The organism is Kribbella sp. NPDC051620, assembly GCF_044453825.1.
In the GTDB taxonomy this organism is placed as follows: Bacteria; Actinomycetota; Actinomycetes; order Propionibacteriales; family Kribbellaceae; genus Kribbella.
This window is the reverse complement of the sequence record NZ_JBITDB010000009.1, coordinates 218,713-241,455: the sequence shown is the minus strand read 5'-3', so window position 1 is coordinate 241,455 and position 22,743 is coordinate 218,713. Positions and strand designations below refer to the sequence as shown.

Genomic DNA, 22,743 nt, shown 5'->3' with positions numbered 1-22,743 from the left:
ACCCGGGCGGCTTTCACTTGGTCATAATCCCGAAATTATGTGGTCGCCGGGTCGCCGTCGGCCGCCTTCTCGGCGAAGACCTCCAGGGCCACCTGGTAGCCCTCGAAAGCACGGGCCGCACCCGCGTAGGCCTCGAGCTGGATGAAAGCCTCGACGATCTCCTCCGGGGTGACGCCGTTGTTCAGGGCGATCCGCAACTGACCACGCAGCGGCTCGAGCGTGCCGAGGGTCGCGGCGATCGTGACCGACACCAGGGCACGGGTCCGGGTGTCGAGCACCCCCTGCCGCGGCCAGGCGTCACCGAACGCGTGCTGGGTGGCCAGCCGCTTGAAGTCCGCGCCGTTCGCGGGCTCGCCCACGCCCTGGCCGAGGAATCGTTCCAGCCGGAAGCCGAGCAACTGCTCGGCGGTGTCCAGTGCCCGGGCGTAGTCCTGCTCGGGGGTCGTCGCTGTGCTGCCGGTCATCAGAGGTCTCCTTCTCGATTAACTAACCAACCAGTTGGTGATAACTCGGGAGATCCTGAGGATATTCCGCCCGCTGGAAAACGAAACGGTGGCCGCCACCTCCGAGGAGGTTGCGGCCACCGCTGGGGTCCTGCGAGCGGCTGGCTACTTCACACTGCCCTGGGTGACGGAGACCTGGAGCTGGCGCTGGAAGACGATGTAGACGACCAGCACCGGCGCCACCGTGATCACCACGGCCGCGAACAGGGCGCCGAAGTCGACCGCGTAGCCGGCCTGTGACGCGAAGGAGGCCATGCCCTGCGAGAGCACGTAGTTCTTCGAGTCGGTGTTCAGCGCGACGGGGAGCAGGAACTGGTTCCACAACCCGAGGAAGTTGAAGATGGCCACCGAAGCCATCCCCGGCCGGGCCATCGGCAGCATCACCGAGAAGAACGTGCGCCACTCACCGGCGCCGTCGATCTGCGCCGCCTCGTAGACCTCACCCGGCAGCGCCTTGAAGAAGCTGTGCAGGAAGAAGACGGTGAACGGCAGCGCGAACGCGACGTAGGTGATGATCAACCCTGGCAGGGTGTTCAGCAACGACAGGTTCTTCAGCACGAAGAACAGCGGCACGATCGCCAGGAAGACCGGGAAGGTCAGGCCGGCCAGCATGCTGTAGTAGATCAGCCGGTTACCACGGAACGAGAACCTGGCCAGCACGTATGCGCACATGGCGCCCAGGATCATCACCAGGACCAGCGCGGAGGCCACCACGATCACCGTGTTGGTGAAGTAGCGGCCGATACCGGCGGTCGTCCAGGCGGTGGCGTAGTTGCCGAACCGCAGCTTGCCGGGCAGCGACAGCGGGTTGCCCAGCACCTCCTGCGTCGACTTGAACGAGGACAGCACCGTCCACACCAGCGGCAGGATCACCAGCAGCGACCACAGGATCAGCGCGATGTGCGCGGTGGTGGCAACGCCCCGGCCTTCCCGGGCCCGCTTCTGCGGTGCACGGGCCCCGGCCACGGCGGGCCGGTCGGCGGTGGTTGTCGTCATCGGCGTACCTTCCGTTCACGTCCGCCGGTCAGGGTGTTCACCGTGAAGACCAAGAGCGCGAACAACATCGTCACGGCGGCCAGGATCACGCCCATCGCCGTCGAGTAACCGAACTGCCCCTTGGCGAAGGCCGTGGTGAACAGTTGCTGCGGCATCACCAGGGTCGAGTTCTGCGGGCCACCACCGGGGTTCAGCGCCTGCATGTAGACGAACGCGTCGAGGGCGGCGATGCCCAGATAGATGTAGGCCGTCTGCACGTTGTCGCGGATCAGCGGCAGGGTCAGCGAGATCGCCGTCCGGAACCGGCCGGCCCCGTCGATCCGGGCCGCCTCGAACACCTCGGGGTCGATTCCCCGGATGGCGGCGATGAACAGCACCATGTAGAAGCCGACGAAGCCCCAGATCATCACGAACATCGAGGCCGGCATCGCGGTCTGGGCGTCACCGAGCCACGCGTAGTCCTCGAACCCGTGCAGCCCGATCTTCGACAACACGGCGTCCAGGATGCCGGTGGTCGGGGTGAACACCTGGGCCCAGATCAGGCCGATCACGATCGCCGGGATCACGTACGGGAAGAACGAGACGATCCGGTAGAAGCCGGAGTTCTTCAGTCCGCGCACGGTTCCGGTACCCGAGCCACCGATCGTCACCAGCGTGGCCAGCGTCAGCGCCAGCACGATCGTCACGATCGGCACCACGATCGCCAGCTCGACGTTGTTGCGGACGGCCTTCAGGAAGATGTCGTCGTGGAACAGCTTGACGTAGTTGTCGAAGCCGACGAAGTTCATCTTCGAGCTGAAGCCGGACCAGTCGGTCAGCGAGTACCACAGCGCCTGCACGAACGGCGAGACCACGAAGATCACGAAGACCGCCAGCGGCAGGCCGAGGAACACGACCATGAAGCTGACCCGGTCGAAGGTCAGCGGCCGACGGCGCCGCCGGGCGGCGGGCCGCTGGGGCCCGCCGTCCGGCACAACGTTTGGCGTCACGGTCACTTCGTGACCGGGATCTTCTTGACGGAACTGTCGTTCCGCACCTTGTCGGTGATCTGCTGCAGGCCCTTGGTCAGGCCGGCCGCGTCGGTCTGACCCGACAGGAACGAGTTCCAGACCACCAGCTGGTCGGTGTTCATGCCGTACAGGCCGAAGACCTGGTAGTCGAAGATGTTCGTACCGGCCGCGTCCAGCATCGCGGTCTGCGACTGCAGCGCGGTCGAGCCGAAGCCGTCAGCGGGCACCAGGCCCTTGACGATGGTCGGCGCGAGCCGGGTCTTGGCGAAGTTGGTCGCCGCCTCCTTGGACAGCATGGCCCGCAGCAGCTCCTTGCCGCCGGCAACGTTCTTGCCCTTGGCCGGGACGATGAACGGCTCGCCGGCCGCGCTGCGCAGCGACTCGTACGGCAGCTTCGGGCTCTCGGTGAGCGTCGGCTCCGGGACACCCTTCATCTGGAAGCCGGACTTGGTGGCCTTCTTCATCTCGTTCTCGATCCACGAGCCCGAGGGGTAGAGGAGGGCCTGCTGGTCGTTGCTCCACTTCGCCTGCGCGGCGGTGAACTGGGTGCCGGCGCCGCCGGGCACGAAGTACCCGTTCTTGACCATCGTCTCCATGGCCTTGAAGATGCCCTGGAACTGCGGCATCGACCAGCAGTTCTCCTTCAGGTTCTCCAGCGCCAGCCGGACCTCGTCGCCACCCTCCTTGATGGCGCCGTCGACGGCCATCGTGTGGTAGTAGGTAGCGGCTTCCTTGCCCCAGACGAACAGGTACTTGTTCTTGGCCTTGGCCTTGGCGCCGAGCTCGAGCAGACCGTCGTAGGTCTTCGGCGGCTCCCAGCCGTTCTCCTTGAACAGGCTCTCGGAGTACCACAGGCCGTACAGGGTGAGCACGTAGTTCATCGCGACGAACTTGCCGTCGAAGGTGCCGGGGTTCTTGGCGTTCGGGTACAGCGTGTCGGCGATCTTCTGGCCCTCGTAGTTGTTGGCCTCGAAGACGTCGTCCAGCGTCGCCAGCTGGTCCAGGATCGTGTTGAAGCCGATCTGGTTCGCGCCGGAGTTGTCGATCAGGTCCGGCGGGTTGCCACCGACGAAGCGCGGCTGCAGCTGCTGGGCGATCTGGGTCGACGGAGCGACCTTGAAGGTCGAGCCGGCGAACTTCTTCTGCGCGATGTCGGCCGCGAACGTCACGTAGTCGAAGCCGTAGCCGCCGTTGAAGATGACCGCGTCGACAGTGGCCTTGTCGGCCATACCGAACGGGTTGTCCGCGGTCTTGTCCGCGCCGCCACCGCTGGACCCGCTGTCGTCGCTACCGCTGCCGGCGCAGGCTGCCAGGAGCGTGCTGCCGCCGGTGGCCAGCAGGGTGCCGACCGCCGCGCGCTGCAGGAACAGCCGCCGCGACAGGTTGTTGGGAGTGGTCATTGGTCCCGCCTTCCGAGAGTGTTTCAAGCAGTACGACGGATCCGGCCGGCGTACTGTGCTTCAAGGGCGTGGTTGTGGTCGTCGCCGCCCGGGATGTTCGCGGACAGGTAGACCGGAGGCTTCTCGCCGGCCTCGGTCAGCCGGCGCAGAACCTCCGCGACCAGCATCTGCGCAATCAGGGCCGCGGTGATGGAAGACACGGCGCAAACCTTGCCTCCATCGGGCAGATCGAGTACGGAGTCGCCGTACGGGGCGTGGTTGTCGAGCACCACGTCGGCGAAGTCGATCAACTTCTTGCCTGACGGGTGCCGCGAGTCGACCCCACTGGTGTGCTGCAGCGAGGTGATCGCGATCAGGGGGTGGCCCTGCTCCTTCACCACTGAGGCGAGCTCGACGATCGAGCCGTTCACGCCGGAGTTGGAAGCGATCACGAACACGTCGCCCGGCCGGGCCGCGGACAGTTCGTAGAGCTTCCGGGAGTACTGCGGGTCGCGCTCCAGCTCGGCGCTGCGGAGCAGCTCCGGCGGTTCGCCACCGAGCAGGACCAGATCGCGCAGCGCGATCCGGTTGGTCGCGATCAGCCCGCCGGCGCGGCCGGCGATCTCCATCGCGAGTGCTTCGGAGTGACCCGAGCCGAAGGCCTGGATGACACCGTCGGCGCGCAGCGAGGCGGTGAACAGATCGGCCGCCTGCTGGATCGGGCCGTCGATCTGGGTGGTCACGGCGGCCATGATCGGAGTGAGCGCGTGAACAAAGGCCTGCGCGCTCAAACCGCCCTCGATACCGTTGGCAGCGTGCTTGCTGCCGTCTGCCGTGCTGGCCATCAGCGGCCCCACCCCTCGACTAAATTGATCGCCGCGACACACCTGATGCCGACAAGTGCGCAAGTTTGCGGTTTGCTGGACAGAACTTTTCTCACCTGACAGCTAAAGTCAAGGCTCATCTCACTCTTCCTCCCAGATCGGGACCGTTGCGTGACCTTGTCCATTGTTGTTCACGACTAGACTCTTTCGAGCAGTTTGGAGCATTGCTTATGTCGGTCGAACGCCCACTCGCGCAACCAAAGGAATCAGTGGTCTTGATGCCAGCATCCACACTGGTCCTGGGCGGCGACCTCGGCGGCACCTCCACCCGGATCGTGATCGCGGACCATGAGGGCAACGTAGTAGGCCGCGGGGCCGCGGCCGGCGGGAATCCGACCAGCCACCCGGCAACCGCCGCGGCCAACTTCGGCCAGGCCGTTCACGCTGCTCTGCAGGGTGTCGATCCGGCCACCGTGAAGGCCGCCGTGATCGGCACCGCCGGCGGTTCGGCGCTGGGCCGGCCGGACGTGAAGGCGCAGTTCGACGCGGCCTGGGCCGGCGCCGGGCTGACGGTGGTACCGCGGTTCATCGGCGATCTCGAGGTCGCCTTCGCCTCCGGTACGCCGGAGCCGGACGGCACCGTGCTGATCGCGGGCACCGGCAGCAACACCGGTCTGGTCCGCGACCACGAACTGGTCCGGACCGCCGGCGGCCACGGCTGGCTGCTCGGCGACGACGGCTCGGGATTCTGGCTCGGCCGGGAGGCAATGCGCAGTGTGCTGCGCGCGATCGATCTGGGCGAGCCGCTCGGCGTGCTCGGCGAGGCGGTCGTCGAGGCCGTGCTGCCGGACCGCGATCCGACCACCAGCGCGGAGCGTGAGGGCTACGATCTGCTCCGTGACGACCTGATTCGCACGGTGAACGCCCGTCCACCGGTACTGCTGGCCGAGCTGGCCCGTCCGGTCGTGGCGGCGTACGAGCAGAACGACAAGACCGCCCACGCCTTGGTGAAACGCGCAGCCGAACTGCTCATAGAAACGGTCAGCCGGCTGTGGACAACGTCGGACAACGGCCCGTTGGTGCTGGCCGGCAGTGTTGCCGGTGAATCGTCGCCGGTCGGCCGATTGCTGCGGCAAAGCATTCACGACCACTTCGACGGCGAGGTGCTGACCGCCCACGACGGCGTCGGCGGCGCGACCTGGCTGGCACTGGGCGTCCTTGACCCGGCGCTGGCGACCAACGACAACCACACACGGTTGGTCAGTTAGTCCTATCCCCCCCAGTACTACGGCCCGGTGGCTCTCCGTCACCGGGCCGTACTGCGTTTACATGGAGCCGTACCGCATTACATGGAGATCGGCCGGAGCTCGATCGCGTACTGCTGTGCCTCCGGGATCCGGGCGGCGATGTCCTCGGCGCGCTCGGGCGTGGCGACGTCGATGATGAAGACGCCGGCGAGCTGTTCCTTCGCCTCGGAGTACGGGCCGTCCGTGGTGGCGCGGACGCCCTCCCGGACCCGGACCACCTTGGTCTCGTGCGGTGCGGCCAGCGGCTCGGCCGCGATCAGCTCGCCACGCTCGCGCAACTCGTCGAGCAGGCCGTCGAGCTGTGCGGCCAGCGCATCCCGGGCCGCCTTCGGCAGCTTCCTGCCTTCTTCGGTGTGCAGGAAGGACGGATGTCCCCAGGTCACCGGGTTGCTGTGGATGAGCAACATGTACTTCATGGCTGTGTTCCCTTCCGTCGAGTGGATCCTCGCAGCACAGGTCGGAGGCTCACCGGCGTTCTCGACATTCCGGGAATGTCGAGTGATCCGGAGCCGGTACGACGTACCGGCCGACAGACCGGATCGACCCTAAGGTGAACGCCATGAACGAGACCGACCTCCAGCTGAGCGACGGCCGGACCCTGCACGTCTACGACACCGGCCGGGGCGACCTGCCGGTCTTCTGGAACCACGGCACGCCCAACCTGGGAGCCCCGCCGGAGCCGCTGTTCCCGGCCGCCGAGCGACTGGGGTTGCGGTGGATCTCGTTCGACCGGCCTGGGTACGGCGGCTCTACTCCCGCACCTGGGCGGACGACGGCGTCCGTCGCGAGGGACGTGGAGCAGGTCGCCGATGCGCTTGGGATCGACCGGTTCGCGGTCGTCGGGTACTCGGGCGGCGGGTCCTATGCCTTGGGCACCGCGGCTGTACTCCGTGAGCGGGTGCGCGCCGCCGTCACGCTGGCCGCCATCGCGCCGTACGGGGTGGATGGACTGGACTGGTTCGACGGGATGGTGCCGTCGGGGCAGGCCGCGTTGCGGGCGGCGCTTGGCGGACGCTCGGAGAAGGAGGCGTACGAGGCCTCTGGTGTCGAGTACGACCCGGAGTTCACCGCCAAGGACTTCGCATTGTTCGACGGTCCGTGGGGTTGGCTAGGCAAGGTCGCGGGCGGCGGGCTCGACGCCGGACCGTACGGGCAGATCGACGACGACATCTCCTATGTCACCCCGTGGGGCTGCGACCCGGCCACGATCGTGGCGCCGACGCTGCTCCTGCACGGAGAGAAGGACGGCATCATCCCCAACGCGCACGGCCACTGGCTCGCCGTCCACTGCCCGGCCGCCGAACTCCGCAGTTTCCCGGCCGACAGCCACTTCACCATCGTCGAGCACGCCGAATCCGGACTGGATTGGATCTATAACCTGCCGTAATCGCTTCATGACCGGTCTGGGTGGGTACGAAGCCAGGATGACGTCACCTGGAAAGCTCGGCGAGCTGGTCGCCGGGCGCTATCGGCTGGGCGATCCGGTAGGCCGCGGCGGGATGGGCGCCGTCTACCGGGCCAAGGACGAACTGCTGGGCCGCGACGTCGCCATCAAGATGTTGCTTCCGACGAGGGAAGGGCCCGAAGCCCAGGCACGGTTCCGGCGCGAGGCCCGGGCCGCGGCGATGATCTGCGATCCGTACGTGGTCGCCACGTACGACTTCGGGCCTCATCAGGACGGCTATTTCCTCGCGATGGAACTCGTCGAGGGCCACCCGCTCAGCGTGGAACTCAACTGGCGGGGTCCACTCGATCCGGACTGGGCCGTCGAGATCGTGCGGCAGGCGGCGGCCGGGCTCGCCGCCGCTCATCAGCACGGCCTGGTACATCGCGACATCAAGCCGGGCAACCTGCTGGTCACCGACGACGGCCTGGTCAAGGTGGCCGACTTCGGCGTCGTCCGGATCCTCGGCGACACGACCACCACCCTGACAGCCACCGGGCAGGTCGTCGGTACTACCCACTACCTCGCTCCCGAGCGGGCGATCGGGAAGCCGGCCGGCGCCGCGTCGGATGTGTACGCGCTCGGCTGTGTGCTCTACGAGTTGCTGACCGGCCATCCGCCGTTCCAGGCCGAGGATGCCGCGTCGATCATGTACCAGCACGTGCAGGTCACGGCGACCCCACCGAGCGAACTACGCCCTCAGTGCGCGGGTGAGCCGGAGGCGTTGCTGTTCTGGATGATGAACAAGGATCCCGCCCAGCGCCCGACGGCCGCGCAGGTGGCGGCTGGCGTGGCGGCTCCGCCCTTCGCCCCCACTGCCGTTGAGCCGCTCCTGCCGGTACGCCGCCGGCCGTACCGCAGTTTGCTCGTCGCGGCGGCGGCCGTGCTGGCGGTCGTGGCCGCTTCGACCATCGGCATCCTGATCGATACGAACACCGAGCGGCCGGCCACTGATGAGCACCAGCCGTCGGTACCGGCCCCGACCAGCTCGGTCTCCGGCGGCCCGGTCTCCCGGCCTTCGACGCGCCCGCCGACCGTGGCTTCGAAGACGACCTCCGGAGCGGGTGAACCTGTCCGGACGGCCAGTACCTCGGTCGAGGCCACCGCGGTCACGTCTTCGGTGCCGCCACCGCAGGCGACAAAACCGCAGTCGACCAAGCCGTCGTCGACCGAGCCGCAGGCGACCGAACCTCAGGCGACCAAGAAGCCGAAGCCGACCAAGCCGACGCGGACTCCCAAGCCGCGGCACACCGGCAAGCCGACCGGCTGACACTATTCCAAGCAAGGGCTTGACATCCGATTCAGGTCGGCGCATATTCCAAGCATGTCTTTGGAATCTTCGGAGGATCCTCGTCGGCGGCGGCTGCTGGACGACCCGCTGGCGATCAGAGCGATGGCTCATCCGGTGCGGCTGGACCTGTTGTCGCTGCTGGGGCGGGAGGGGCCGCTGACTGCCGCGGACGCGGCGCGGCGGCTGGGGATCAGTCAGGCCCTGGCCTCACATCACCTGCGGCAGCTGGCGAAGTACGACTTCGTGGAGCCGGCGCAGGGCAAGGACAACCGCGAGCGGCCGTGGCGAGCGGTGTCGACGTCGCAGACCTGGGCCGACGCCGACCTTTCGCCGGAGGCCGCGGCGGCTGCCGAAGTACTGGAGCAGTTGATGGCCGAGCGCGCGCTGGACGAGCTGGCGGTCTGGCAGAAGCAGCGAGCGGCCGAGGAGCCGGCCTGGCGTCAGAACGCCGGGATCGGGCGGACCGGGATCTATCTGACCCGCGACGAGTTCGTGGAGCTCGAGGAGCAGGTGCAGGCGCTGGTGATGCGGTACGTCGACGAGCGCCCGATCGACGACAAGTCCACCCGGCCGCCGGGGAGCCGGCTGGTGGAGATCACCCGGATCGTCGTCGTCCACCCGCCGGACGAGTCCGTCGCCGAGGAGGATCAATGAGGAATCTGTGGGAGGTGCTCGCGCGGCGTCGGGACTATCGGCTCGTACTGAGCGCAGGGCTGGTGTCGCTGACCGGTGACTGGATCCTGCGGATCGGGCTCGCGTTCCATGTCTATGCGTTGACCGGCTCGACGCTCGCGTCCGGCGGCCTGTTGCTGGCCTCGTTCCTGCCGTTGGTGCTGCTCGGCTCGCTGGCCGGTGTGTTCGTCGATCGGTGGGACCGGCGCCGGACGATGGTCATCACGAATCTCCTGCACGCGTTGGTGTTGCTGCCGCTGTTGCTGGTCCGGGACGGTGACACGCTCTGGCTGATCTACCTGGTGATCCTGGCGCAAAGTTGCCTTCAGCAATTTTTCCGGCCGGCCGAGCAGTCGCTGATCCCGGCACTGGTCGAGGCCCCGCAACTGGTCACCGCCAACTCGCTGAACAGCCAGGCCAACGACATCTCGCGGCTGGTGGGCGCCGGGGTCGGCGGGGTGCTGGCGGCGGCCGGCGGACTCCCCTTGCTCGCCTTGGTCGATGCGGCGACCTATCTGATCGCGATGACCTTCCTGCTTGGCGTGCGGCATCGCCCGGAGCGGGTGAAGGTCGAGCGGGTCGGTGGGTTGCGGGTCGCAGTACGAGGGATCAGGGGCGAGTGGGTGGAGGGGATCCGGGTTTGCCTGAGCGGGCCGGCGTTGCGGTTGGTGTTCGTCTTCGGGTTGGTGACCGGGGTCGGGGAGGGCGTGATGAGCACCTTGTTCGCGCCGTTCGTCTCGGCGGAGCTGGGCGGTGACGGTACGGCGTACGGGCTGATCACCTCGTCGCAGGCGGTCGGCGGGATCGCGGGCGGGCTGATCGCGGCGGCCGTCGGATCGCGATTCTCGGCGACGAAGCTCTGGGGGTTTGGGGCGGTTGCGTTCGGGCTGATCGACCTGGCGCTGTTCCTGTATCCCTTGTTCTGGAAGGGTTTGGCGCCGGCCTTCGTCTGTATGGTCAGCGTGGGTGTACCCGGGGCGTTCATGGTCGCCGGGTTGATGACGGTGATCCAGCGGCTCACCGACGACGCTTCGCGTGGACGTGTCTTCGGGGCGCTGTTCGCGACCGAAGGGCTCGCGGTGCTGGTGGGCATCGTCGGCGCGGGAGCGCTCGGCGACGTGGTCGGCATCATCCCGATGCTGGTGATCCAGGGACTCGGCTTCTCCGTGGGCGGCGTGGTCGTGCTGAGCCGGCTGCGGATCCTGACGCCCGCACCGGCCGAGCCCGAGCCTGCGGCCGTCGTCTAGTCGGTGATCGTCTGGTCGGTGGCCGGCTGCTCCGAGTCATCTGTCGCGACGCGGTGGACCCGGACGCGCGCCACCCGGCGGCCGTCCATCTCCTTGACGGTGAGTTTGTAGCCGTCGACCGAGCCCTCGTCGCCGACGGAGGGAACGCGGCCGAGCTGGGCGGCGATGAAGCCGGCCACGGTCTCGTACGGGCCGTCGGGCAACTCGACGCCGGTCTCGTCGGCGAAGTCGTCGAGGTTGAGCAGGCCGTCCACCTCGACGTCGCCGCTGCGCAACCGGGTCGTCTCCGTCGACTCCTCGTCGTACTCGTCCTTGATGTCGCCGATCAGCTCCTCGACGAGATCCTCGAGCGTGACGATGCCGGCGGTACCGCCGTACTCGTCGAGCACGATCGCCAGGTGCGTACTGCGCCGGCGCATCTCGGTCAGCGTCGGCAGCAGCTTGGCGGTGTCGGGCAGCATCAGCACCTCGCGGGCGAGATCGCCGACCCGGACCGAGCGGGTCGCGACCGCGGGGTCGAACAGGTCGCGGACGTGCACGAACCCGACGATGTCGTCGGCCGAGCCGTTCATCACCGGGTACCGCGAATGCGGCCGCTCCGCCGCGAACTTCACCGCCTTGTACGCCGGCATCTCCGCGTCGACGAAGTCCACCTCGGTCCGCGGCAGCATCAGCTCGCGCAACTGCCGGCCACCGGCCTCGAAGACGTCGTCGACGATCCGGCGCTCCTCCTCGCCGAGCGACTCGTGCGCGGAGACGATCTCGCGCAGCTCCTCGTCGCTCATCACCTCGCGGTTCGCGTTCGGGTCGCCGCCGAGCGCGCGGACCACCAGGTCGGTCGACCTGGACAGCAGCCAGATCACCGGCCGGGCGCCGGAGGCGATCTTGTCGACCAGCGGCGCCAGGCCGAGCGCGAACGTCTCGGCCCGCTGCAGCGCGAGCCGCTTGGCCGCCAGCTCGCCGATCACGATCGACACATACGAGATCGCGATGGTGATCAGGATCAGCGCGACGGTGCTCGCGACCGACTCCGGCAGGCCGAGCTGCTCCAGTCGCGGCGACAGGCTGTCGGCCAGCGTCGCGCCACCGAAGGCGGCCGACAGGAAGCCCATCAGGGTCACGCCGATCTGGACGGCGGACAGGAAGCGGTTGGGGTTCGCGGCCACCCGGGCGACCGTCTCACCGCGTTTGCCGCGCTGGGAGATCGACTTCAGCTGACTGTCCCGCAGGGAGACCAGCGCCATCTCGGCGGCGGCGAACACCCCGCCGATCAGCACGAAGACGAAGATCAGGACGATGTTGAGCAGGGTCTCGTTCATGAGCTGGGGATTCCTAGCGCCCTCTCCGAGTCGGCAGGAGAGGACGCGATGGTAGGGCGACGTCCATCGATCAAGAGTAGCGGTGGCGGGTCTCACGATGCATGTTCGAATATGTTGATATATGATGGTTCGCTATGAACACCACTCCTCGCGGCGCTCGCCGGACGGACACCACGCTGTCCGACGGCCGTCAGTTGATCTACTACGACCCGGCCGACGCGCCGGTCCGGGTGCCGCTCGAGGACAGCCGCGGACTGCCCGCGCCGAAGCCGCTGGCCGAGTTCCGGATCGATCCGCTGACCGGTGACACGATCACCTTCGCCACCCACCGCAACACCCGGACGTACCTGCCGCCGGCCGACCAGTGCCCGCTGGACGCCAGCCGGCCCGGCAACGCGACCGAGATCCCGGACCACGACTACAACGTCGCCGTCTTCGAGAACCGGTTCCCGTCGTTCTCCGGACCCGGCCGGTGCGAGGTGGTCTGCTTCACCAGCGACCACAACAAGTCCTTCACCGAGCTGTCCCAGGGCCAGGCCCGGCTGGTCGTCGAGGCCTGGGCCGACCGGACGGCCGAGCTCAGCGCGCGGCCCGACGTCGAGTACGTCTTCCCGTTCGAGAACCGCGGCCGCGAGATCGGCGTCACGCTGAGCCACCCGCACGGCCAGATCTACGCCTACCCGTTCCTGCCGCCGCGGATCAAGACGCTGATGGCGCGCGCCCGCGAGCACCAGGAAGTTGCCGGGAGCAACCTCTTCGCCGATGTCCTGGCGGCCGAGCGCAAGGACGGCCGCCGGGTGGTGGCGCAGAACGGGAACTGGACCGCCTTCGTCCCGCAGGCGGCTCGGTGGCCGGTCGAAGTACACCTGTATCCGCATCGTCAGGTCGCCGACATCTCCGACCTGACGACCGAGGAGCAGGACGACTTCACGATGCTGTACCTCGACGTGCTGCGACGGTTCGACGGACAGTACGACGACGACCTGCCGTACATCGCGGCCTGGCATCCGGCGCCGGTGCGGGTGGATCGCGAGCTGGGTTATCTGCACCTGGAGTTGTTGTCGATCCGGCGGGCGCAGGACAAGATCAAGTACCTCGCGGGATCGGAGTCGGGGATGGGCGCGTTCATCTCGGACACGCTGCCCGAGGATGTCGCCGAGACGCTGCGGAAGGTGGGCTCGTGAGCAGGTTCGTGGAGGTCTTCGGCGTCGAGGCCGACGGCGTGTGGCGCGCGCCCGGGCGGGTCAACCTGATCGGCGAGCACACCGACTACAACGACGGCCTGGTGCTGCCGATCGCGTTGCCGAACCAGATCACGATCACGGCCTCGGCCCGTACGGACGGCGTCGTCGCGGTGGCGTCGTCCGGGCAGCAGGACGTGGTCGAGTTCTCGCTGGACTCGTTGGCTCCTGGCTCGGTGAAGGACTGGGCGGCCTATCCGGCCGGGGCTGCTTGGGTGCTGCTGCAGGACAAGTACGAGATCGGTGGCGCCAACCTGCTGGTCGAGTCGGACCTGCCGACCGGTGCCGGCCTGTCGTCGTCGGCTGCTCTGCTGTGCGCGACCGCCGTTGCCCTGTTGGGATTGCATTCCGTCTCCGTTGAACCGGCCGAGGTTGCGCGGCTGGCTCAGCGGGCCGAGAACCAGTACGTCGGTGCGCCGGTCGGCCTGATGGACCAGATGGCCTCGATGTGCTGCACGGCCGGCCACGCCCTGTACTTCGACATCCGCGCGATGTCGACGGCTCAGATCCCCTTCGACCCGCCCGCCGACGGCCTCGCCCTGCTGGTCGTCGACGTGAAGGCGCCACATCGGCACGTCGACGGTGAGTACGCGGCCCGCCGCAAGTCCTGCGAACAGGCCGCGGCCGAACTCGGCGTACCGGCGCTGCGCTCGATCGCCTACGAAGACCTCGACGACGCGCTGTCCCGCCTGACCGACGAGGTCACCCGCCGCCGCGTCCGCCACGTGGTCACCGAGATCCGCCGGGTCGAAGACGCCGTGGCCCTCATGCACGCCGGCCGCCTCCGAGACGTGGGCCCCCTCTTCACCGCCTCCCACGCCTCCCTCCGCGACGACTTCGAAATCACCGTCCCCGAGCTGGACGTAGCAGTAGACACCGCCCTGGCCGCCGGAGCCCTAGGCGCCCGAATGACCGGCGGCGGCTTCGGCGGCTGCATCATCGCCCTGACCGAGGCGTCCGCCACCGGCGAAGTACTGGCTGCCATCAACAAGGCCTTCGCCGACCACGGCTTCAACCCGCCGACCTCCCTCGACGCCACCCCCTCCCCCGGCGCCTCCCGCCTCGCCCGACCCCACCTGTAACGAGCCCACATCTTGTGGGCTTGAACAGGAAGCGGTGGGTGCGAACAAGGCACACCTTGTTCAAGGTCACCGGATGGTGTTCAAGCCCACAAGATGTGGGCTCGTCACCGGCCCTGTGGGGTTAGGTGGCTATTAGTAGGTCGCAGCCGGTTTCTCGCATGGATTTTCTGGCGGATGGGGGGAGGCCGGAGTCGGTGACTACCAGGTCTAGGTCGGACCAGGTGGCGAAGGTGCTGAGGCCTATGGTGCCCCACTTGGTGTGGTCGGCTACCAGGACCACCTCGCGGCTGGCGGCGATGAAGGAGCGGTTGGTTTCGGCTTCCATCAGGTTGGGGGTGCTGAGGCCGTGTTCGGCGTCTACGCCGTGGGCTCCCAGGAACAGGAGGTCCAGGTGGAGGGACTGGAGGGCTGCGGTGGCGATGGGGCCGACCAACGCGTCTGAAGGGGTGCGGATGCCGCCGATGAGGACGACTGTGCGGTCGGAGCGGGCGTTGCCGTGGAAGACGTCGGCGATGCGAGCCGAGTTGGTGACGACGGTGAGGTTCTCGACCCGGAGCAGCTGACGGGCCAGCGCATACGTCGTCGTACCGGCGCCGATGCCGATCGCGCTGTCGGGCTGGACCCGGGCGGCGGCCTCGATCGCGATCGCCTGTTTGGCGGCGGACTCCTGGGTGAGCTTGGCGTCGAAGCCCGGCTCGTGGGCGCTGCGCAGGCCGACCGACGTCGCGCCGCCGTGCACCTTGTGCAGCAGGCCGCTGGAGTCGAGGGCGTCCAGGTCGCGCCGGATCGTCATGTCGGACACGCCGAAGCGGTCGACCAGCTCGGCGACCGTGATCGCGCCCCGGCTGTTGACCTCGGCAACGATCGTGGCCTGCCGCTGAGCGGCGAGCTGACCGCCCCGGCCGCGGGACGGTTCGGTGGGACCGGAGACGTTCACAGCAGACAGCCTAAGGTCTGGGCTGCCCGATCGCAGTCGGAAAGTGTTGATTTGCGTCGCACTCCGTGAAATACCGTTGCCGCCCGGCGCGCGGCTTGTCAGGCTGAGCCATGCGATTCCCCGAGGACGTCCCCACCCTGGCCGACGATGCCGTGACGCTGCGTGCGCACACCGTGGCGGACATCCAGCCCGCGTACGCGGTGTGCCAGGACCCGGAGATGCAGCGCTGGACGACGATCCCGGTGCCGTACGAGCTGAGCAACGCCGAGCACTACCTGACCGAGTTCGTCCCGGCCAACTGGCGCGCGGGCACCAGCTGGGCCTGGGCGATCGAGTACGACGGCCGCTACGCGGGCACCATCGACCTGCGCCCCGCGGAGGGCAACGTCGGCGACGTCGGGTTCGCGATCGCGCCGTGGGCCCGGGGCAACGGCGTGATGACCCGGGCGTTGCGGCTGGCCGTGGCCTACGCGTTCGACCAGGGCTGGGAGCGGGTGAACTGGCGGGCGTACGTCGGCAACTGGGGCTCCCGGCGGGTCGCGTGGAAGGCCGGCTTCCGGAATCTGGTGACGATTCCAGCCGGCGGGGTCCAGCGCGGCGTACGCCGGGACGAGTGGGTCGCGTCGATCGCACGCGACGACGTACCGGAGCCGCAGGGCAACTGGTGGCGCGTACCGGTCATCGAGCTGGATGGGGTGCGGCTGCGGGCGTTTGAGAGTACCGACGCCAAACGCCTGATTGAGGCCTGCAACGACGCGCGAACCCAGGAGTGGCTGGTCGGCCTCCCGAAGCCTTACCAGCTCGAGGATGCGGAGGGATTCATCGAGAGCCGGCTGGAGAATCTCGCCAATGGGGAGGGCGTCTCCTGGGCGATCGCCGACCCGGACACCGATGAACTGCTCGGCAACGTGAGCGTGTTCGACCTGAGGAACCGGATCGACAAGACGATGGGTGAGGTCGGCTACTGGGCGCACCCCGACGCGCGCGGCCGCGGCGTGATGAGCACCGCGGTCCGGGGCGCGATCGGGCACGCCTTCACCCCGGTCGAGGACGGCGGGCTCGGACGGCGCCGGCTGGTGCTGTTCGCTGCCGAGGGCAACACGGCGTCCCAGCGCGTTGCCGAGGTCAACGGGTTCGCCCGGACCGGGCGCGAGCGCGCCGCCAGCCCGGATCGTGACGGCGGGTTCCGCGATCTGCACGCCTTCGATCTGCTGAGCACCGACCAGCGGCCCGGAACGGCGTGAAAAATCGTTCACAGAGGTAACGAATCCGCCGTTCAGCGACCAGATGGTGACAGCCGACACCACTTCCCCTCGCCGTGGAACGTTTCGACTGCTTGAATCGTCGAGTGAGAGATCGTGAGGAACTCGTCCGCCGTTGGCAGGCCGGGTGGTCTGTATCGCGGGGCTGGACCACAGTCGAGGATGACAACGACGGGATCCTGACCGTCCGCGCGGGCGAGGAGAACCGCGCGATGGAGTACGTCGTACTGGACGCCGACGACAAACCCGAGCGGGTCGAGCGCGCCGCCGAGCTGGCCAGAGCCGCGGGCAGCGGCCGGGGCGCCGGCTGGGTGACGCTGGCCACCGACGACCGGGAGGCGCGGATCGAGCAGCTCGAGGATCTCGGGCTGGAGGTGCAGCCGGACCAGGACTGGCTGATGACGATCCAGCTGTCCGAGCAGCCCGCGCTCAAGCTGAACGAGCGGTACACGCTGCACACCGAGCTCGAGGACGACCTGATCATCACCCGGGCGACGCTGCACGGTGGCGTCGTCTCGAGTGGCCGGATGGCGGTGGTCGGCCAGGACGCGGTCGCCGACCGGATCGAGACCGACCCGGCGCACCGGCGGCGCGGCCTGGGCAGCGCCGTGATGGCGTCGCTCGTGGAGACCGCGGCCGCCCAGGGCGCCAAACGCGGCATCCTGATCGCCTCGATCGACGGCCTCCGGCTCTACCGCAGCCTCGGCTGGAAGGTCGTCGCCGACATCGTCATCGCCCGCTCCTAGCCGGCGTCGGCCACCCCCGCAGTCGTAAAAGGTTCGTCAATCCGGGTGGTGGCCGGCGGTAGGGGCTCGTCGTGTTACATCAAGATCCGATAACGTCCGTGCCGCACGGCCTGGGGACGACGGGGATCGACGACGAGAGGCTCGCTGGCTGCAATGAACGAAGTACCGAACGATCCCTTCTACGAGAGCAACCCCGAACCGCCCCGATCGCACGGCCGCCGCAAGCAGCGCCGTGGCGTCGCGGGGCCGATCCTGGGAGCGATGGCGGTACTCGCCCTGCTGGCCGGCGCCGGCTGGTACGTGACCCGCGACACCACCGAACCGACCAGCCAGGACCAGCCGCTGACGGTGCAGAGCAGTTCGCCGATCGAGGACGACAGCGTCCCGGTGGCCACCCCGACGCCCAAGGCCTCCGCGACGCCCGCCAGGACGCCGTCGAAGACGCCCAGCGCGACGCCGACCCCGACCCCGACGCCGACCCGCTCGTCCACCGCGCCGAGTCGGCAGGGCACCCGCTCCCCCAAGCCGACGAAGACGACGCCGCGGCCGACCCACACCGCGACGCCGAAGCCGTCGACCAAGCCGCCGATCACCAAGCCGCCGGCGCCGAGTGGTGGCGCCGAGGCGCAGGTGCTGCAGTTGACGAACCAGGAACGCGCCAAGAACGGCTGCGGTCCGCTGCGGACGAACAGCGCGCTGACCAAGGCCGCCGACCTGCACGCGACCGACATGGTCGTGCACCACTACTTCGACCACAACAGCCAGGACGGCCGGTCGCCGTTCGACCGGATGAAGGCGGCCGGATTCAAGGGCGGCGCGATGGCCGAGAACATTGCCGTCGGCTACAAAAGTGCGGCCGCCGTGGTGGACGGCTGGATGCACAGCGAGGGCCACCGCAAGAACATCCTCAACTGCGACTACACGATGATCGGCATCGGCTACGACGCCGGCCAGGTCAAGTCCGACTGGGGCAACGGTTCCTGGGTCCAGGACTTCGGTGGCTGACCTCGTAACGCCCTGAATCTAAGGGGTTCGTTAAGACCGAGCGCGGACCCGTAACAGTGACCTTGCGGGTCGGTTAAGGTCACTGTTCGGTAACCAGGGGGGCCTGGCAACGAACACGCACGGGGAACGACGGAACTTCCGGTAGTACGACGAACTGAAGAGGACTCGCCCACCCATGACGGACTCGCCTACCCCTGGGCGGCACCGCAGCAGAAGGAAAGCACCCCGACGCAGAGGCCTGATCGGCCCGATCGTCAGTGCCCTGTCCGTGCTACTCGCCATCGGACCCGTGGTCTATCTGATGTCGGCCCGCGACGGTTCGGCTGTCGCCGACGACGATGCCACCAAGGTTCTCAACGTCTCCGAGGACAACTCCGGCCCCGCCGCCGTCGAGGGTGAGAGCGCCGCCGCCGGCAAGCCGAAGGTCACCGTGACCAAGACGCTGCCGAACGGCAAGACCGTCATCTCGACCGGTACGCCGGCCCTGGGATCGGCCGAGTCGACCTCGAGCTCCGGTACGTCGGCCACGCCAGCCGCACCCACCACCGTCATCACCACCGGCCCGGCCGGCGGGATCGAGACGGTCACCGTCACGCCGACCGGACCGGTCGCGACCAAGGACGGTCAAGGCAAGCCGACCCAGAAGCCGAAGCCGTCGCGGCCGACCAAATCGGCCACCCAGCCGACGAAGACGCCGACCAAGACGGTCACCACCACCGAGCCGACCCCGGACGACCCGCCGCCACCGCCGCCGGGTGGTGGCGGCACCAGCTCGATCGAGCGCGAGGTCCTCGACCTCACCAACCAGGCCCGGCGCAGTCAGGGCTGCCGTCCGCTGCAACTGAACGACGCGCTGGTCGAGGCCGCCGGTTCGCACGCGTCCGACATGGTTCGCCGGCACTACATGGACCACACCAACCCCGACGGCCAGGACCCGGGCGACCGGATGGCCAAGGCCGGGTACCACGGCTCGGGCTGGGGCGAGAACATCGCGGCCGGCTACAGCACCGCCCAGAAGGTCTTCAACGCCTGGATGAACAGCGACGGGCACCGGGCGAACATCCTCAACTGCCGGTTCACCGTGATCGGCATCGGGTACGACCCGGGGCAGGTCAAGCCGGAATGGGGCAAGGGCAGCTGGGTGCAGGACTTCGGTCGCAACTGACCGCAGTACCGACCGTCGTCAGCATTGTCCGCTGGGCACCGTGTTTGTCACAACCACTGTGGCGAACCGACAACGGATGCCCGGTTGTCCCGCGATCAGCGCGGGTAGATCCGTCCTTGCTACACCATCGGGCGCTCCTCACAGCGCCGCGGTGAGACGAATGAGGCACGTCTTGGGGGCGCGACCGTGAAGGGAACACCTATCTAAATGTCACAGCGATCAGCCGCCGGGCGGCGACGACGCAGCAAGCCGGCGACCGCTCGGCCGGAGTCCCGCCTGAAGCGGATCACGGTAGCGATGGGGACCGTGATCCTGGTGATCACGCCGATCTCCTGGATCCTGCTCCACCAGCCACAGTCCAACGAGGCCGACGCGTCGGTGCCGTATGTCACGCGCGACGACGACACGTACGTGACCGCGTCGACCAAGCCGGTCGTGGCGCGACCATCGGCCAGCACGCCGAGCAGCACACCATCCGGTACGCCGTCCGCCGGTACGCCGTCCCCGAGCGACACCCCGTCGACCCCGGGCCAGAAGCCCACCGACGGGCCGAGCACGACGCCGACGGACGGCCCGACCAACGGCCCGACTGATGGACCGACCGACGGTCCGACGAACGGTCCGACGACGGGCGCGACCGACGGGCCGACCAGCAGCACCACCACGAAGGCGCCGGACAACCCGAACGCGACGCCGACCCACTCACCGAGCACCACCCCGTCCCCGAGCACCAGCACCCCACCACCACCCGCGGACGGCGGCAGCATGAAGCCTGAGGAGCAGGAGCTGTTCTCGCTGGTCGACAACGAACGAGTCGAGCGCGGCTGTGCACCACTGCGGCCGAACAGCAATCTCACCGGCGGCGCACGGACGGATGCGGAAACCCGGGCCGACAACGGCGACGTCTCCGACAGCTCCTCTTCGATGGTGGCCGCGGGTGGCGACGGTGTCACGGCGAAGGCGGCCTTCGACAAGCTGAAGAGCCAGAGCTCCAGCATCGTGTTCAACTGTGGTCTGCGTGAACTCGGCGTCGGCCAGGGAACCGCCGATCACAAGGTCGGCGCGCTCTGCCCGCTGGTCTGCAGCACCAGGACGCGAGTCGCTTGGGTGGTTGACTTCAAGTAGTCGGGTGGTAACCCAGGACGGCGGCTCGCGGGGTGCGGGCCGCCGTTTGGGGTCTCTGGGTGGGACGATGGGGCGAGGTGCTTGAGTCGGCCTCCCGAGCGGGGTTAGCTTGAGCCTCCACCGATGCTGCGGGGAGGCCGGATGTACGGCGAGCGCGATGATCTCGATCCGCCCCGGCCCGCGTTGTACGGCATCCCGCCGGACGCGATCGCGGACGAGCGCCCGGACCGCCGGCCGGAGGACGCCAAGCGGGTCGGGCTGAGCCGGCATACCGAGGAAGGCGCGGTCGTGCACTTCGTCGCCAACCTGGACCGGGCCAAGCCGGGCCACAAGATGATGGCCTGGATCCTGCTGGTCACCTTCGCCACGCCGGCCCTCTACACCCTGTTCTTACTGCTCTAGCCGAACTCCTGCCGGTGGCGCTGCGGCGTCGTCCCGAGCACGGAGTGGAAGTGGTGGCGCAGCGCCGCGCTGCTGCCGAAGCCGCTCGCCGTCGCGACCCGCTCGATTGACTGGTCGGTTGTCTCCAGCAACAGCCTGGCGCGATCCAGCCGCTGCTGGAGCAACCAGGCCTGCCCGCTGCTTCCCGTGCGCGCCCGGAACTGCCTGGTGAAGGTACGCCGGGACAGCGCGACCGCGGCCGCCCATTCGTCCAGCGATACCGGCTGGTCGAGGCGCGTTCGGGCCCAGACCATCGCCCGCTCGATCACGTCGTCCGTTGGGTCCGGCGGGACAGGTACCGGGATGTACTGCGCCTGCGACCCACTTCGGTGCGGCGCGACCACGATCACCCGGGCCAGTTGCTCGGCCCGCTCGACCCCGTGGTGGGTCCGGACGAGGTGGAGACAGCAGTCGAGGGAGGCCGCAGTGCCGGCCGAGGTGACCAGGTCGCCGAGGTCTGACCAGAGGACGTCGGCCCGCACATCGACCTTCGGGTACTGCGCCGCGAGGCGCTCGGCCCACCGCCAATGCGTGACCACGTCCCGTCCGTCCGCGATGCCACTGGCCGCCACCAGGAACGCGCCGATGCAGAGCCCGACCACTGTCGCCCCGCGGGCATGCGCCGCGCGAATCGCCTCCACCAGCAGGCCGGACGGCTCTCTGTCGGGATCCCAGCTCGGCAGGATGACCAGGTCGGCGTGCTCCATCACGTCGAGCCCGCGATCGACGTACAGGTCGAAGCCTGCGTTGGTGCCGAGTCGGCCAGGGTGCTCGGCACAGACCTGTACGTCGTACTCGACCTCGCCGCCGAGTCGATCGCCGAGCACGAGGCAGGGCACGGAGAGGTGGAACGGGCTCATCCCGTCGTACGCGAGAACCGCAACGGAGCGCATGGCCCGATCTTAAGGAACTATGTCCCCCGGGCCAATGGTCTAGCGCTGCTGCGGGCTGAAGGATGGGGCCATGAAGATCACACATGTGGGCGGGCCGACGGCCCTGATCAGCCTTGGCGGGCTCTCATTGCTGACCGATCCGGCGTTCGACCAGCCGCGCGAGTACCAGCTGCCCGGCCGGGTGATGACCAAGCTGACCGGTCCTGCGCTGGGTGTCGCCGAGCTGGGCCCGATCGACGCTGTGCTGCTGTCCCACGACCAGCACAAGGACAACCTCGACGAGAGCGGCCGCGAACTGCTGCCGTCCATCCCGGTGGTGCTGTCGACGCCAGATGCCGCTGAGCGAATCGAAGGCGTTCGGGGGCTGGAGAACTGGGAGTCGGTCGAGTTGCAGCGGCCGGACGGCGGCGTACTCGTCGTCACCGGACTGCCTGCCCGGCATGGACCTGAGGGCTGCGAGTCGGTCACCGGCATCGTCACCGGCTTCTTGCTGAGCGGCGACGGCATACCGACGGTCTATGTGTCGGGCGACAACGCTTCGGTAGACCTGGTTGCGGAGATCACCCAACGACTCAAGGCCGGCACGATCCCCGGCGTCACGGCTCGGACGGTCGACGTCGCCATACTGTTCGCAGGCGCGGCCCGTACCGCCCTACTGGACGGCGCGCCCCTCACCCTCACCTCGGAAGCCGCAGTCGAAGCCGCCCGCCGCCTGGCCCCAGCCGTCATCGTCCCCATCCACACCGAAGGCTGGGCCCACTTCTCCGAAGGTCCCGACATCCTGGCCAAGACGTTCGCCGACGCCGGTCTGCCGCTGCAACTCCCGCCGACGGGCGAGCCATTGTCACTCTGAG

General features: G+C 68.4%; 24 protein-coding genes. 14 read left to right on the top strand and 10 right to left on the bottom strand.

Annotation, left to right across the window (positions count from 1 at the left end):
* Window positions 1–35: 35 nt before the first annotated feature.
* The 5 genes from ACIA12_RS37765 to ACIA12_RS37745 all read right to left on the bottom strand — a co-directional run bounded on the left by ACIA12_RS37765 (window position 36) and on the right by ACIA12_RS37745 (window position 4,733).
* Window positions 36–464 carry a carboxymuconolactone decarboxylase family protein gene (locus ACIA12_RS37765; RefSeq protein WP_396372236.1) on the bottom strand — a complete coding sequence of 143 codons (429 nt, stop codon included), beginning with the start codon at window positions 462–464 and terminating at the stop codon, window positions 36–38.
* Window positions 465–608: 144 nt separating this feature from the next.
* Complete coding sequence (locus ACIA12_RS37760) at window positions 609–1,499, bottom strand: carbohydrate ABC transporter permease (RefSeq protein WP_396372234.1); 891 nt, start codon at window positions 1,497–1,499, stop codon at window positions 609–611.
* Window positions 1,496–2,488, bottom strand: coding sequence for a carbohydrate ABC transporter permease (locus ACIA12_RS37755; protein ID WP_396372232.1), 993 nt, complete (start codon window positions 2,486–2,488; stop codon window positions 1,496–1,498). Before ACIA12_RS37755 ends, ACIA12_RS37760 begins: the two co-directional genes overlap by 4 nt.
* Window positions 2,489–2,490: 2 nt before the next feature.
* Window positions 2,491–3,909 carry an N-acetylglucosamine/diacetylchitobiose ABC transporter substrate-binding protein gene (gene ngcE, locus ACIA12_RS37750; protein ID WP_396372230.1) on the bottom strand — a complete coding sequence of 473 codons (1,419 nt, stop codon included), beginning with the start codon at window positions 3,907–3,909 and terminating at the stop codon, window positions 2,491–2,493.
* A gap of 23 nt (window positions 3,910–3,932) precedes the next feature.
* The gene (locus ACIA12_RS37745) at window positions 3,933–4,733 is read right to left on the bottom strand and encodes a sugar isomerase domain-containing protein (RefSeq protein WP_396372229.1); all 801 of its coding nucleotides are present in this window, start codon (window positions 4,731–4,733) and stop codon (window positions 3,933–3,935) included.
* 257 nt (window positions 4,734–4,990) lie between these two features.
* Here ACIA12_RS37745 and ACIA12_RS37740 point away from each other — a divergent pair, with 257 nt between their 5' ends.
* Entirely contained in the window at window positions 4,991–5,980 is a 990-nt protein-coding gene (locus ACIA12_RS37740) for an N-acetylglucosamine kinase (RefSeq protein ID WP_396372227.1), read from the top strand.
* 77 nt (window positions 5,981–6,057) lie between these two features.
* On the opposite strand, the gene ACIA12_RS37735 is transcribed toward ACIA12_RS37740, so the two are convergent.
* Window positions 6,058–6,435, bottom strand: coding sequence for a YciI family protein (locus tag ACIA12_RS37735; protein ID WP_396372226.1), 378 nt, complete (start codon window positions 6,433–6,435; stop codon window positions 6,058–6,060).
* Window positions 6,436–6,578: 143 nt separating this feature from the next.
* Between ACIA12_RS37735 and ACIA12_RS37730 the strand changes: the two genes are divergently transcribed.
* Genes ACIA12_RS37730 through ACIA12_RS37715 form a run of 4 tightly spaced genes read left to right on the top strand, consistent with a single transcriptional unit; the run spans window position 6,579 to window position 10,673 of the window.
* A complete protein-coding gene (locus ACIA12_RS37730; RefSeq protein WP_396372224.1) occupies window positions 6,579–7,406 on the top strand; it encodes an alpha/beta fold hydrolase in 828 nt (275 codons plus the stop codon).
* Between the two features lie 37 nt (window positions 7,407–7,443).
* Window positions 7,444–8,733, top strand: a complete 1,290-nt coding sequence (locus ACIA12_RS37725; RefSeq protein WP_396372223.1) for a protein kinase — start codon at window positions 7,444–7,446, stop codon at window positions 8,731–8,733.
* Between the two features lie 54 nt (window positions 8,734–8,787).
* Window positions 8,788–9,408, top strand: a complete 621-nt coding sequence (locus tag ACIA12_RS37720; RefSeq protein WP_396372221.1) for a helix-turn-helix domain-containing protein — start codon at window positions 8,788–8,790, stop codon at window positions 9,406–9,408.
* On the top strand, window positions 9,405–10,673 hold the full coding sequence (locus tag ACIA12_RS37715; RefSeq protein ID WP_396372219.1) for an MFS transporter: 1,269 nt from the start codon (window positions 9,405–9,407) through the stop codon (window positions 10,671–10,673). The genes ACIA12_RS37720 and ACIA12_RS37715 overlap by 4 nt, the downstream gene beginning before the upstream one ends.
* Here the strand turns inward: ACIA12_RS37715 and ACIA12_RS37710 are convergent.
* Window positions 10,670–11,992 (bottom strand): hemolysin family protein, encoded by a 1,323-nt coding sequence (locus tag ACIA12_RS37710; RefSeq protein WP_396372218.1) that lies wholly within the window; start codon window positions 11,990–11,992, stop codon window positions 10,670–10,672. The genes ACIA12_RS37715 and ACIA12_RS37710 overlap by 4 nt on opposite strands.
* 134 nt (window positions 11,993–12,126) lie before the next feature.
* On the opposite strand from ACIA12_RS37710, the gene galT reads away from it, so the two are divergent.
* Window positions 12,127–13,176, top strand: a complete 1,050-nt coding sequence (gene galT / locus ACIA12_RS37705) for a galactose-1-phosphate uridylyltransferase (protein WP_396372216.1) — start codon at window positions 12,127–12,129, stop codon at window positions 13,174–13,176.
* Complete coding sequence (galK, locus tag ACIA12_RS37700) at window positions 13,173–14,315, top strand: galactokinase (protein WP_396372215.1); 1,143 nt, start codon at window positions 13,173–13,175, stop codon at window positions 14,313–14,315. The genes galT and galK overlap by 4 nt, the downstream gene beginning before the upstream one ends.
* A 121-nt stretch (window positions 14,316–14,436) precedes the next feature.
* Here galK and ACIA12_RS37695 read toward each other — a convergent pair whose 3' ends face one another.
* Window positions 14,437–15,252 carry a DeoR/GlpR family DNA-binding transcription regulator gene (locus ACIA12_RS37695; RefSeq protein WP_396372213.1) on the bottom strand — a complete coding sequence of 272 codons (816 nt, stop codon included), beginning with the start codon at window positions 15,250–15,252 and terminating at the stop codon, window positions 14,437–14,439.
* Window positions 15,253–15,362: 110 nt separating this feature from the next.
* Between ACIA12_RS37695 and ACIA12_RS37690 the strand changes: the two genes are divergently transcribed.
* The 4 genes from ACIA12_RS37690 to ACIA12_RS37675 all read left to right on the top strand — a co-directional run bounded on the left by ACIA12_RS37690 (window position 15,363) and on the right by ACIA12_RS37675 (window position 19,430).
* Window positions 15,363–16,496: a GNAT family N-acetyltransferase gene (locus ACIA12_RS37690; protein WP_396372212.1), complete on the top strand. Its 1,134-nt coding sequence runs from the start codon at window positions 15,363–15,365 to the stop codon at window positions 16,494–16,496.
* Between the two features lie 104 nt (window positions 16,497–16,600).
* The gene (locus ACIA12_RS37685; RefSeq protein WP_396372210.1) at window positions 16,601–17,260 is read left to right on the top strand and encodes a GNAT family N-acetyltransferase; all 660 of its coding nucleotides are present in this window, start codon (window positions 16,601–16,603) and stop codon (window positions 17,258–17,260) included.
* Window positions 17,261–17,413: 153 nt separating this feature from the next.
* Window positions 17,414–18,265 carry a CAP domain-containing protein gene (locus ACIA12_RS37680; protein ID WP_396372208.1) on the top strand — a complete coding sequence of 284 codons (852 nt, stop codon included), beginning with the start codon at window positions 17,414–17,416 and terminating at the stop codon, window positions 18,263–18,265.
* Between the two features lie 175 nt (window positions 18,266–18,440).
* Window positions 18,441–19,430: a CAP domain-containing protein gene (locus ACIA12_RS37675; RefSeq protein ID WP_396372207.1), complete on the top strand. Its 990-nt coding sequence runs from the start codon at window positions 18,441–18,443 to the stop codon at window positions 19,428–19,430.
* Between the two features lie 203 nt (window positions 19,431–19,633).
* Here the strand turns inward: ACIA12_RS37675 and ACIA12_RS37670 are convergent, their stop codons facing one another.
* Window positions 19,634–20,197 carry a hypothetical protein gene (locus ACIA12_RS37670; protein WP_396372205.1) on the bottom strand — a complete coding sequence of 188 codons (564 nt, stop codon included), beginning with the start codon at window positions 20,195–20,197 and terminating at the stop codon, window positions 19,634–19,636.
* Here ACIA12_RS37670 and ACIA12_RS37665 point away from each other — a divergent pair.
* Both ACIA12_RS37665 and ACIA12_RS37660 read left to right on the top strand, forming a co-directional pair.
* Complete coding sequence (locus ACIA12_RS37665; RefSeq protein ID WP_396372203.1) at window positions 20,196–20,555, top strand: hypothetical protein; 360 nt, start codon at window positions 20,196–20,198, stop codon at window positions 20,553–20,555. The two genes, ACIA12_RS37670 and ACIA12_RS37665, sit on opposite strands and share 2 nt — an antisense overlap.
* 123 nt (window positions 20,556–20,678) lie before the next feature.
* A complete protein-coding gene (locus ACIA12_RS37660; RefSeq protein ID WP_396372202.1) occupies window positions 20,679–20,957 on the top strand; it encodes a hypothetical protein in 279 nt (92 codons plus the stop codon).
* Here ACIA12_RS37660 and ACIA12_RS37655 read toward each other — a convergent pair.
* Window positions 20,954–21,889: a GlxA family transcriptional regulator gene (locus tag ACIA12_RS37655; RefSeq protein ID WP_396372201.1), complete on the bottom strand. Its 936-nt coding sequence runs from the start codon at window positions 21,887–21,889 to the stop codon at window positions 20,954–20,956. The genes ACIA12_RS37660 and ACIA12_RS37655 overlap by 4 nt on opposite strands.
* Before the next feature lie 70 nt (window positions 21,890–21,959).
* On the opposite strand from ACIA12_RS37655, the gene ACIA12_RS37650 reads away from it, so the two are divergent.
* Window positions 21,960–22,742, top strand: a complete 783-nt coding sequence (locus ACIA12_RS37650; RefSeq protein ID WP_396372199.1) for an MBL fold metallo-hydrolase — start codon at window positions 21,960–21,962, stop codon at window positions 22,740–22,742.
* The last annotated feature ends 1 nt before the right edge of the window (window position 22,743 follow it).

What these genes read in the sequence shown, in the direction of transcription:
- ACIA12_RS37765 (WP_396372236.1), bottom strand. Translation starts at nt 464, where the DNA reads ATGACCGGCAGCACAGCGACGACCCCCGAGCAGGACTACGCCCGGGCA.
- ACIA12_RS37760 (WP_396372234.1), bottom strand. Translation starts at nt 1,499, where the DNA reads ATGACGACAACCACCGCCGACCGGCCCGCCGTGGCCGGGGCCCGTGCA.
- ngcE (WP_396372230.1), bottom strand. Translation starts at nt 3,909, where the DNA reads ATGACCACTCCCAACAACCTGTCGCGGCGGCTGTTCCTGCAGCGCGCG.
- ACIA12_RS37745 (WP_396372229.1), bottom strand. Translation starts at nt 4,733, where the DNA reads ATGGCCAGCACGGCAGACGGCAGCAAGCACGCTGCCAACGGTATCGAG.
- ACIA12_RS37740 (WP_396372227.1), top strand. Translation starts at nt 4,991, where the DNA reads ATGCCAGCATCCACACTGGTCCTGGGCGGCGACCTCGGCGGCACCTCC.
- ACIA12_RS37735 (WP_396372226.1), bottom strand. Translation starts at nt 6,435, where the DNA reads ATGAAGTACATGTTGCTCATCCACAGCAACCCGGTGACCTGGGGACAT.
- ACIA12_RS37730 (WP_396372224.1), top strand. Translation starts at nt 6,579, where the DNA reads ATGAACGAGACCGACCTCCAGCTGAGCGACGGCCGGACCCTGCACGTC.
- ACIA12_RS37725 (WP_396372223.1), top strand. Translation starts at nt 7,444, where the DNA reads ATGACGTCACCTGGAAAGCTCGGCGAGCTGGTCGCCGGGCGCTATCGG.
- ACIA12_RS37720 (WP_396372221.1), top strand. Translation starts at nt 8,788, where the DNA reads ATGTCTTTGGAATCTTCGGAGGATCCTCGTCGGCGGCGGCTGCTGGAC.
- ACIA12_RS37715 (WP_396372219.1), top strand. Translation starts at nt 9,405, where the DNA reads ATGAGGAATCTGTGGGAGGTGCTCGCGCGGCGTCGGGACTATCGGCTC.
- ACIA12_RS37710 (WP_396372218.1), bottom strand. Translation starts at nt 11,992, where the DNA reads ATGAACGAGACCCTGCTCAACATCGTCCTGATCTTCGTCTTCGTGCTG.
- galT (WP_396372216.1), top strand. Translation starts at nt 12,127, where the DNA reads ATGAACACCACTCCTCGCGGCGCTCGCCGGACGGACACCACGCTGTCC.
- ACIA12_RS37690 (WP_396372212.1), top strand. Translation starts at nt 15,363, where the DNA reads ATGCGATTCCCCGAGGACGTCCCCACCCTGGCCGACGATGCCGTGACG.
- ACIA12_RS37680 (WP_396372208.1), top strand. Translation starts at nt 17,414, where the DNA reads ATGAACGAAGTACCGAACGATCCCTTCTACGAGAGCAACCCCGAACCG.
- ACIA12_RS37675 (WP_396372207.1), top strand. Translation starts at nt 18,441, where the DNA reads ATGACGGACTCGCCTACCCCTGGGCGGCACCGCAGCAGAAGGAAAGCA.
- ACIA12_RS37665 (WP_396372203.1), top strand. Translation starts at nt 20,196, where the DNA reads ATGAAGCCTGAGGAGCAGGAGCTGTTCTCGCTGGTCGACAACGAACGA.
- ACIA12_RS37670 (WP_396372205.1), bottom strand. Translation starts at nt 20,197, where the DNA reads ATGCTGCCGCCGTCCGCGGGTGGTGGTGGGGTGCTGGTGCTCGGGGAC.
- ACIA12_RS37660 (WP_396372202.1), top strand. Translation starts at nt 20,679, where the DNA reads ATGCTGCGGGGAGGCCGGATGTACGGCGAGCGCGATGATCTCGATCCG.
- ACIA12_RS37655 (WP_396372201.1), bottom strand. Translation starts at nt 21,889, where the DNA reads ATGCGCTCCGTTGCGGTTCTCGCGTACGACGGGATGAGCCCGTTCCAC.
- ACIA12_RS37650 (WP_396372199.1), top strand. Translation starts at nt 21,960, where the DNA reads ATGAAGATCACACATGTGGGCGGGCCGACGGCCCTGATCAGCCTTGGC.